The sequence below is a fragment of the Desulfopila aestuarii DSM 18488 genome, from assembly GCF_900143695.1.
Lineage (GTDB): Bacteria > Desulfobacterota > Desulfobulbia > Desulfobulbales > Desulfocapsaceae > Desulfopila > Desulfopila aestuarii.
On the sequence record NZ_FRFE01000017.1, the window covers coordinates 121,868 to 132,320 of the forward strand.

Sequence of the window (10,453 nt, forward strand, 5' to 3'; positions counted from 1 at the left end):
CTGCTTATGCCCTTGCCTGCCACCACAACACTTCACGACATCATCACTACTCTTGATGACAGTCTTGCATTGGCGGAAATCAATGATTCTAACGCCACTCAGTCAAGCCTGCTTTTCTCCTCTCAGGAGAAGATGTGCAAGTATGTGCTTGTCGTCATTGATTCCGAAAAACTTGCCATCCCCATTGAAGGCCTTGCCGAGATTGGGCCGATGCCGCCAATAACCTCCTTACCCAATCTACCTGGTTGGATTCATGGCATCATTAATCAACGTGGAGAAATTATTTCGGTTATAGATATGAACAATCTCTTCACCAATAACCCATCGGCTGGCAAGGTGAAGAACAAGATTGCCGTTCTTTACAACAGCACCATGAAAATCGGCATCGGAATTGATCAGGTGACGGCCACGCTTTCACGTCCTGACTCGGATTGCGTGTCACTCACTGAAGGCACACTCAACTCAACTGAACCACGGGTATTTTATCGAGGTCTTCGTATGGGAACCGACTTGTATCAAATTCTTGAACCGGCCGCCTTTCTCGGCATGGATCGGCTCATGCATTACTATTTGCCAGAATAAGCAGGACTACCATGAGCGTCTCTGCAACAGGCTTACGTAACCCTAGGACAGTTCAATATTTTTCCGTTCGAACCAGGGAGATTTAGATGTCGTCGTTACCACGATCGGAACTCGCGGGAATTCTTTTCCAGGAGATTGAAAGTTATCTGCCGGAAATCGAAAACAAGATAGCCCTCTTGATGAACACTTCCGACAACCAGGAAGCATTAAGCGAAGTCCATAGATTGTTCCATAATATTAAGGGAGCAGCATCACAGGTTTCATTTGCCGGTCTTTCAAATTCCGCAGCAATCTGCGAAGCTATCCTGGCCAGTCTTCTTGAATCAGAGAGCCCTGCCACCGGCGAACAACTGGAATTTCTTGGAACCGTCAATGCCCACATCAAACAATTCTGCTGTCTCGATGACAAATCGGTCACGGCAGAAGACAATCTGTTGGCGGCTACCGTTTCCTTTTTCCAGCGCCTCCATGAATCATCCGGACAGGAAGACCCGATTGTACTGCCGAGTTCGCTCCAGGCTTTGCTCAGTAGAAGTGTAGATACTGAAAACCAATTTGATAGTGGTCAATCTTCGCTCAGCAATGAGCTTTCATCGTTGCACACCGAATGTTTGACGATTCTGCGGTCCGTGTTGCCGCTGCTCAGAGAGTTGGCAGACTGTTCTGCCCAATCTTCGGCAACTACTTTGCCGGTTACAGTGTTGCGGCCGATTATCACCGCTCTTTCCACCTTGGCATACTGTACCCATGCTGCCGGCCTGACCTCACTTGAAAAGCTCCTACGTCATTTTCTCGATATTCTCTACACGTTCCAACACAACCCGCAAGCAACAGACACCTGCACCCCCGTGCTGGTTCAGGAATTTATCTCCTATCTCGATCTTATCTTTGCCCTCCCCCCTGATGAGTGCGAAGAGGTTGTCCCTGTTGTTCAAAAACAGTTGAGCAAAGTCATAACCTCACTCACCGATAAGCAAACTGAACCTGATGAGCTGGTCTTCTCAGACCTCGATACACTCGACACCGACGTCAACAGTGCCTTTACCGATGACACGTTGTTTCAGGATGATTCGATCTTCGGTGATTTATCTTTTGATGATAACGAATTCACTGACGAGCCCTTCACGAACCTTGTTACAGACGCAACCACTTCTGATACTGATTCATTTTCTGATAGCGAAGAGACAGAGCTGCGCGAATTGTTCCTCATGGAGTGTGACGAGCATCTGGCAGCACTGACCAGAGAACTGGGCAGTTTTGATCTTCCTGAGAGCGAGGCAATTCAGCAAAATGACGAACAGCGATCCAGCTTTAACCGGATGAGAATCAGTGCCCACACTCTGAAAGGTGCTGCGGCCATGACCGGACATAGCCGTATTTCTGCCTCGGCCTACGGGCTTGAGCGAATGTTGCGCTGGCTCGAAGAAGAAAGCCAGGATGTCACAGGTCAGGATCTTAACGTTATTCATGATTGTCTTGTAACCATTCATGCTCAGTCTGAGACCCTTGCTATGGAAGGGTATGAGAGCCCGGATCAGGACTGTTCATTTGTTGAAGAACATCTCGCCAAACGACAACAACAGGATAATTCAGACTTTCATGCCGAGGAAATTTTCCACGACAATGATATCAGTTCACTTACAGATCTCCAGGGTGAAGATGATTCCGCTTCCTCTTTACATGAGATAGATGATCAGTTCGAGCAAATTCCCGATTCCGTCGACAGTGTCAGCTTCTCTCCTTTAGAAGAAGTTCATCAAGAGGACATCATTACCGACCTCACCAACGCGGCTACGAGAGCTGATAACGGATTGACAGCTCACGATGGGGAGCTAAATGAAGAAGAATTGGAGTTGCAGGAAATATTCCAGACGGAATGTACCGAACACCTTCTTGTTATAAATACCGAACTCAACAGTCTTATATCAGAAGTCCAGTCTACAAGGACGATAGAAACTGCGCTTCGTGATCGTCTCGCCCATATGCGCCGTGCGATCCATACCCTAAAAGGCGCCGCGGCCATGACAGGTTTCGATCATCTCGCCGGTTGTGCTCATGCCCTTGAGGATCTTCTTGATTGGCTCCATGATGATGCTCGTGACCTCAGCCCGGCAGATATCACCATTATCGCCGAGGCGATTGACGACATAGAGACCTTTGTCCGTGCTCCTCAGGAGGTTACCATAACCGACACCAGGGCCCTGGCCAGGCTGATCGAACAACACTTGCAGCAACGCACGGTTACGCCTGCAACAGTACCGACAGATGAAAGCGTTCTTCAAGCTGATACCCATTTCGAAAAAGCTCCGGATGCACCCTCAGAAGACCAGGTGGCTCTTCCTGCCGAGGCAGGCAACATCAGGGTCAAGCTCCACGATCTTGAGGAGCTGGTTAATATCGAGGGCGAATTGGTCGTTTCCCGAGGGTCCGTTGAAAAACTTCTCGATAGATTTTCCAGTACTTTAGATGAGTTGAACACTATTAAAGATACCCTCCGCCGGAAGTCCCAGGAACTAGAGGTCGGATTTGAGGCCCAGTCGCTTTACGGTTTCGGACCAGGCTCCCCCCTCCTCGCCGAAACGGATGATGAAGGGACCTCCAGCCCGATGTCGGAATTTGACCCCATTGAATTGGACCGTTACTCCCAGCTCAATCTTATAATTCGGTCACTCAATGAGATTTCTGTCGATGTCAACGCTATTCATGGTGAGATGATGGCGTTGAATTCCAGTCTTCAGGGTCAGGTTGCCAAACAGCAACTTTCCATGAAGCTGATGCAGGAGAAACTGCTGCGTATCAGAATGACACCGCTCTCCTCAATTTCAAGCGCACTCTTCCGTACTGTCCGGCAGACGGCTAAACAGCTTGGAAAGGAAGTTCAGCTGCAGGTTGTCGGTAAAGATGTCTTGATGGATCGTTTTATCTGGTCTAAAACCATCGATCCGCTGATGCACATTCTTCGAAACTGCATCGATCATGGCATCGAAGAACGTTCTACACGTCAGTCACTCAATAAACCTGCCACTGGCCAGATCACCCTCGATGCCACTCAACGTGGTCGTACAGTTATTTTGAAAATCAGTGATGACGGCCGTGGCGTTGATGTTGCCCGACTACGGCAAAAGCTCATTGTTGAAAATGTCATTTCTGCAGATAGCCAGCTCAGTGACCAGGACCTGCTCTCCTACCTGTTCCGACCAAGTGTCAGCACCAAAGACGACATCAGTGAGATTTCCGGCCGTGGCGTCGGCCTTGATGTTGTCGCCCGGAACATTCAGGAACTTCGCGGTACTGTTAAGGTCATCAACAATCCTGGGCAGGGTGTTACTTTTGAGCTGACAATCCCCATTACGCTCTCCGTCAACCGTGCAATTGTGGTCGAGGTCAATACCCATCTGTTTGCCGTACCGATTCAGGACATCGTAGAAGTACACAAATTCAAAAACGATGAGGTAATTGCAGGCGAGACGCCTCAGGTCATGTGGCACAACAAGCCAATTTTTATAGAGCAACTGGCCCCGTATCTCAACCTGCCGGCTACCACCTTACCGGAAGGAAACAGTGATCTCCTTACACTTGTCATCGACACAGGTGATAATCATGTCGCCATCCAGATAGACCGGATCGACGAACAACGAGAGGTCGTCGTCAAAGACCTTGGGAGCCATCTGCGCTATGTTAAAGGTATCACCGGCATTACTCTGACAGGTGAGGGTGCGATAATACCGATCCTGAACCTTGCGGAACTCTCCTCCGGACGTCGTCCAACCGTCGCGCAGGCAGACAGTTCTGCCACTATCAGTAGCACAGCAGAACTCGGCCCACTTAAAGTGCTCATAGTTGACGACTCGATCAGTGTTCGCTACAGTCTGACCCGACTCATCAAGAGCCATTCCTGGTTGCCGCATCAAGCTGTTGACGGCATTGACGCCCTGGAGAAGATGGAATCTTTCACTCCGGATGTCATTATCCTCGACATTGAGATGCCGAGAATGAACGGTTATGAATTCATGGCGACGCTACGCAACAATAAGGAACTCAGCCATATTTCCGTCATCATGCTGACTTCACGAGCATCGGAAAAACACAGGAGAAAAGCTGAGGAACTCGGAGTCAACCATTATCTGACCAAACCTTTCCAGGAAGACGACTTTATAGGATTACTGACCGACTTTGAGAATCAGCGCTAACGAAGAACATCTTGAAGCATTGTCGTAAACCTGATTCAGGTTCAACCATTTCACGAAAACAGACTAGGCGAAGTAATGAGCACACTCCCGCAGACCAGTCCTGAAGTCGCCATGATCATGGCCAACACACCGCCTATCGACGGGTGGAATATTTATTGGCTTATTTCCAAACGGCAGGTCGAATATATCCTCACTGATATTGCCAAGCTTCCTCCCAGTGCAGAACACCCCCATCTGGAACGCGCCCAATATCAGGAGGAAATGCTTCCGGTTGTAAGCTTGGAAAAACATTTCGGTCTTGAGGAATCAACATCTGTTTCCAGCTATCGCTACATTGTCACCAAAAGTCCAACCCCGGAAGGTAAACTGGTAAAAGCAATCCTGCGTTTCAGTCATCCAATTCGGGTCAGAAAACTCAATTTCAACAGTGTAACTGCGCAGCACACAGGATTACGTGAAAATGCTGCACACATTCTCGGGGCGTTCACCCTGCCTGATAACCAGCTGGTAATTATACCTGACATCCCTGGGATCTTGCAGAGATCATAATTAAAATTTGAGTTTTGTCCCCTGCCTGCTGCGCAGAAACAATGTTTGGCAGATATGATTTTCCACCTCATTAATTATTGGCTATCAATAAGTATATATTACTATTTTTCACAATTAACAGCGCCAAGGAGCATCTTGAAGAAAGATAATATATAAATAGGGCTCGCCTTCACCACCAAAAAAACCTAGAATACATCATCGTACCAGAATGGTTAGTTAAAAGGACGATGGAAAAAGGCTGATGGCGTATAGGGCCAGTGCCCCTTTTTCTCTACCTTTATATGTTCAACAGTTAGACGGAGCAGCAAAAATGAGTAAGTTGATTTTAATAGTGGAAGACAGTGCAACCGATATGCATATCGCCGAGAAACTCTGCAAAGACAACGGCTACGATGTGATCACTGCCACCGAAGGAGAGGTTGCCATTGAGCTGGCGAAAAAACATAAACCTGACCTCGTTCTGTTGGACGTCATATTGCCAAAACAGAACGGCTTTCAGGTCTGCAGGCAGCTGAAAAAAACCCCTGAAACCGAGAATATTAAGGTCGTCATGGTCACCAGCAAGTCACAACCAAGTGACAAATTCTGGGGGATGAAACAGGGTGCCGACGAATATGTGTTCAAGCCATACAATGAAAACGATCTGCTGGCGGCGATAAAAAAACACATCTAAAACCAACTCCCATAAACGACTGTATAGTTTATTGAAGGAGTGGTGCTGATATAGACGTTTATCAGCAGGCAAGGAATGAAAAGAAGAGCCCCGTAAAATCAGAAGCTGATTTTACGGGGCTCTTCTTTTTTCTTGATGGAAATGTGACGAGCAAATAAAAGCTGTCTTCTACATACGTTTATACAATTCCAGCGTGCGTTCCCGGGTCATGATATTGCGCCAGTCGGGCCCAAGACAGTTTTCCCACAGGGGGACTAACCCCAGAGCAGTTGTGACCATCTTTTCCAGATCGCCCTCGCTCATATTCTTGGTAAGATTTCGCGGCAGAGTGATATCGTGTTTTTCCATCATCCTGCGAAACTCGGCAACACCTTCAGGGTAAATATCTTCAAGATAGTCAAAGGTAATACAGCAACCGATACCGTGATGAATGCCAAGCACATATGAGAGACCATAAGACAGTGCATGACAAGCGCCAACCTGGGAGTAAGCAATGCTCATCCCGCCAAAATAGGAGGCCATCATCAGTTTGTCATCCTTATCCTCGTGTTCACCAAGAAATACCTCGCGGCACAGCTCAAGAGACTTCTCGCCATAGGCCCTGCTGAACTCGTTGATAAATGTACCCTGCAGCGACTCGACATCATGAATATAGCAGTCCATTCCGGTATAGAACCACTGGTCTTTGGGAACCCCAACCAACAATTCAGGATCGAGAACGATCTGATCAAACAGGGTATAATCTGAATTGATGCCAAGCTTTTTCTCCGGCCCGGTAAGAATGGCGGTACGTGAAATTTCGGCGCCGGTGCCGGCCAGGGTAGGAATCGCCATATGATAGACAGCCGGATTCTTTATCAGGTCCCAACCCTGATAATCGGCAGATGAGCCAGGATTGTTGAGCATCAGCGAGACCGCTTTTGCAATATCCATTGCACTTCCGCCACCAATGCCAATAACCCCTACCGGCTTTTTCGGATTGAAGGCCCTGATCTTCTCAACCAACTCATCTATGTATTTGGTTTTAGGCTCATCTTCGACGTTCACACGCAGCAGCATGTCGCCATTTTCTAACGGTAGTCGAGCTTCCAGCGGTGCGTCGGTGAACACATCATCAATCACGAAGACCATATATGCGCCTTCCCCAATTCGTCGCTCGTTGAGAATGTCAGCAATTTGATTGAAAGCGCCGCGACCAAACATTATCTTTGGAACTATACTGAAGTTTCTGTACATTTTTTTCCCATATCACCTATAAAAAGTAAAAACAGGTTATCACTCTTCCTGTCGATTTTATGCTATAGCTCCCGTAACAGATTATTTGATAAAACTCAAGGTTGAATTGATTTCACCGATTATCAGGAATTGTCGGGAAATCGACCACTATTAAAACGATGCGGCTGGAGGAACTCATCATAGAGTCGTTTCCTCGTTACCTTTTTCCTGGTACTATAGCGCCTCAAAGTCATTTGCTTGTTTTTCCAAACCGGTACTTCCCACTATAAAATCCGGTTTCAGTTTACTTTTGTCATTATTTTACCTGGTATTTTTCATGTCTGTCATTGATGCGAACAGCGTTTTTATTTCTCTCCAGCAAAAGGGACCCCTTGCTGTTCTGGAGAATGTCAATCTCTTCGAACAGTTTTCCCCACTGACCCGAAAGTGGGTCAAGCAGCTGGCTCAAAACAGAAATAGTATGACGAAATATCGTGCGCTACGCAGCCAGGCATTCGAGTTCCTCGAAGTTTCACGATTTCAGGATATCCACACGCTCCTGCATGAACCAAAACTGAGGGCCGAGCGCAGCAAACGAGCTTATGAACGGCTGGGCAACATGTTTGGCATAGAAGGCAGTGTCAGGGAAATAGAGTATCGAGTGCATGAGTACGCCCGCACTGCCGATGCCGTGGTCAACGAATTGCGAGGCAAGATTTTCAAACCTTATGCCTCCCATATCGCTACGACCAACGAAATAGAGGTGACTAACGACCCCATTCAATTGTTGCTTATTGTCTTTAACGACCGCTACCACAAAAAGGCCCGTTTTGAGGCCCGGCGAAAATTGCAATTGATGAACCTGGCCGCCTCCATTCATCAACGTGAAAACGAAACCGAAATTGAAGATAAATTTTCGAATTTCCTTAAATTTCTTAATGATTTCGTCTGGAGCCCCAAGCAAAAAATCGGTGAGCACGATATTGTCTACCTCCATTCTCAGCATGCTGCCGAAGATTTTCGCTGCATGAATGTCAAAGTGATTAGCCATAACGATGTGAGCTCTGTGAAACCTGAGAAAGGAACAAAGCTGACCCTGTTGAAGCGGCGCAGATTTATCGCCGGCAACAGGGAGTACCCGATTTATGTCTCAATCCGTAAAAAACCGCCCGAGGCAAAGGTACTAAAGCTGCTCCGTAAAAATGAGAAGAATCCTGCTGTAGCGGTTGACGACGAGCTCGGCCTCATGGCGGTGCTTGATTCGGTTGCAGATGTTAAGGTTTTCCAGAAACACCTGACCCAGAGCGCTTCCCGCGCCAATTCGTTCATGGTGCTGGAAGATATTTCTGACACCCTCACAGGCAATAGCCAATACAGTTCAACTGCTACCGGTTCCAGCACCAAAACTCCTATGCTCAAGTTTTTCGCCAGGTTAGGAGGGATGCGGGTGGAGTTCATCATTCATACCAACCGCTCCTGGTTGAACTATATGTATCAACAGGATGTTGCCCATGATGAATATGAGGTCCGACGTATCTTCGATTCAGGTGTGGCGGAACTGCTTTTCCCGGAAGATATTTTTTACCTCAACCACGAAGCAATCCGTCACGACATGTTACAACTCTTCCGTAAGCAAATTGAAAAGCTGACGTAGAAGATATATCTTATAGGGTATTCAATGCATCAAAGCTTGGCTCTGTTCGTTATGAAGCAAGGGAGCAAAAAATGACCGACCAGCCGCAACACTTTATAACACCGATCTCTGCGATCAAGCCTTTGGACTCTCATGTAGCAAATCCCTTCTCTCCACCGACTGAACCGGAGGCTGGTCCCTGCTGAGGGCCCGAAACGGATCCCCGGGCCGGGGAACACGAACGGGCCGGGTTTATCCTTGCCCCATTTGTCGCGGGTTTTGTTACTACTCCTGTTGGAGCGGTACCTCAGGTGGCCACGGCCTTGACCTTGCGTGACCACCTGGGGACAATTGGTGCACGTACCGGGTTTGTCCGCAATTCATATAAAATTACTCCCGGTCTTTATGCTATCGGTCAGCCTTCTCCTGAAGATCCGGTCATTGTCACGGCCAATTACAAACTGACGTTTGACGCAGTTCGTTCTTCCCTTGCCACTCAGAACCTCTGGCTTCTTGTCGTGGACACCCGTGGCATCAATGTCTGGTGCGCCGCAGGGAAAGGCACGTTCTCCACCGAAGAAGTGGCATATCAGGTTCGAAAAGCCAGACTCACCGAAATCGTCAGTCACAGAAAACTAATCCTGCCCCAATTGGCCGCATCAGGTGTTGCAGCCATACGCCTCAAAGATATGACTTCATTTAGGGCCGCCTTCGGCCCATTACGGATAGCGGACCTTCCACGTTATCTCTCTGGTTCCATTGATGATTTTGAACAGATGCGAAGTATCACTTTTACCGCAAAAGAACGGTTGGTACTTATCCCGGTCGAAGTGTGTATGATGTACAAGCAACTGGCGCTATCAATCCTTTTTGTTGTTCTTATCTCAGGTATAGGGCCGGACATATTCTCGGCCAGGATGGCCATCAGCCGGACCTGGCAGTTCATCCTCGCAACCGGCCTGGCCATTCTTGCAGGAGCAGTGATCACACCTCTCGCCCTGCCCTGGCTGCCAGGCAGACAGTTCTGGCTTAAAGGCTTATCCGTTTCGATTTTCGCCGGATTAATCTTTACCTCACTCTCTTCATCCGGAGTTACTGCCACACTGGCTCTAGCTCTATGGATCCTCGCTGTTGGCTCGTACCTCGCAATGAATTTTACCGGTTCAACCCCTTATACTTCTCTTTCCGGTGTTGAGGCGGAAATGCGAAAAGGGTTGCCAGTCCAGATAGGTCTTGCGGCACTCGCCCTTCTTCTCTGGCTTGTTGCACCTTTTATTACCCAGGCATAGTAAGTATCCACCGGCAAAGCCGGTGGCTTTAGATTTTGGACCGCTCAAAGCGGTATGTTAAACAAATTTACTGACCACCATTGGGTGGTCGCTTATTTAAAGAGCGATAGCTGTTCGACACGATGGTCTTCTTTTTCTTGTTCCCGGATATATGCCCGAACAACCTCTTCGTCGGTGCCGACAGTTGAGACAAAATAACCCCGTGCCCAAAAGTGCATCCCACTGTAGTTCTTCTTCTGCCCAAGGTAGTTTCGTGCAATGTGGATTGCGCTCTTTCCTTTCATATACCCAACCACCTGGGACACAGCATATTTCGGTGGTA

The 10,453-nt window shown here is 48.0% G+C and carries 8 protein-coding genes; 6 read left to right on the top strand and 2 right to left on the bottom strand.

Annotated elements, in window-relative coordinates; all coding sequences use genetic code 11:
• Window positions 1-6 precede the first annotated feature (6 nt).
• From BUF15_RS16485 to BUF15_RS16500, 4 genes are all read left to right on the top strand, one after another.
• The gene (locus BUF15_RS16485) at window positions 7-582 is read left to right on the top strand and encodes a chemotaxis protein CheW (protein ID WP_073614805.1); all 576 of its coding nucleotides are present in this window, start codon (window positions 7-9) and stop codon (window positions 580-582) included.
• Between the two features lie 86 nt (window positions 583-668).
• Window positions 669-4,772, top strand: coding sequence for a hybrid sensor histidine kinase/response regulator (locus tag BUF15_RS16490; RefSeq protein WP_073614806.1), 4,104 nt, complete (start codon window positions 669-671; stop codon window positions 4,770-4,772).
• 75 nt (window positions 4,773-4,847) lie between these two features.
• Window positions 4,848-5,321, top strand: a complete 474-nt coding sequence (locus BUF15_RS16495) for a chemotaxis protein CheW (protein ID WP_073614807.1) — start codon at window positions 4,848-4,850, stop codon at window positions 5,319-5,321.
• A gap of 310 nt (window positions 5,322-5,631) precedes the next feature.
• The gene (locus BUF15_RS16500) at window positions 5,632-5,994 is read left to right on the top strand and encodes a response regulator (RefSeq protein WP_073614808.1); all 363 of its coding nucleotides are present in this window, start codon (window positions 5,632-5,634) and stop codon (window positions 5,992-5,994) included.
• 168 nt (window positions 5,995-6,162) lie between these two features.
• On the opposite strand, the gene BUF15_RS16505 is transcribed toward BUF15_RS16500, so the two are convergent.
• Complete coding sequence (locus tag BUF15_RS16505; RefSeq protein ID WP_073614809.1) at window positions 6,163-7,230, bottom strand: iron-containing alcohol dehydrogenase family protein; 1,068 nt, start codon at window positions 7,228-7,230, stop codon at window positions 6,163-6,165.
• A gap of 316 nt (window positions 7,231-7,546) precedes the next feature.
• Between BUF15_RS16505 and BUF15_RS16510 the strand changes: the two genes are divergently transcribed.
• A complete protein-coding gene (locus BUF15_RS16510; protein ID WP_073614810.1) occupies window positions 7,547-8,863 on the top strand; it encodes a hypothetical protein in 1,317 nt (438 codons plus the stop codon).
• Window positions 8,864-8,934: 71 nt separating this feature from the next.
• Window positions 8,935-10,131, top strand: a complete 1,197-nt coding sequence (hgcA, locus tag BUF15_RS16515; RefSeq protein WP_250697408.1) for a mercury methylation corrinoid protein HgcA — start codon at window positions 8,935-8,937, stop codon at window positions 10,129-10,131.
• A 92-nt stretch (window positions 10,132-10,223) separates the two neighbouring features.
• Here the strand turns inward: hgcA and tnpA are convergent.
• On the bottom strand, window positions 10,224-10,453 hold a 230-nt coding region (gene tnpA / locus BUF15_RS16520), incomplete at its 5' end, for an IS200/IS605 family transposase (protein WP_143170746.1).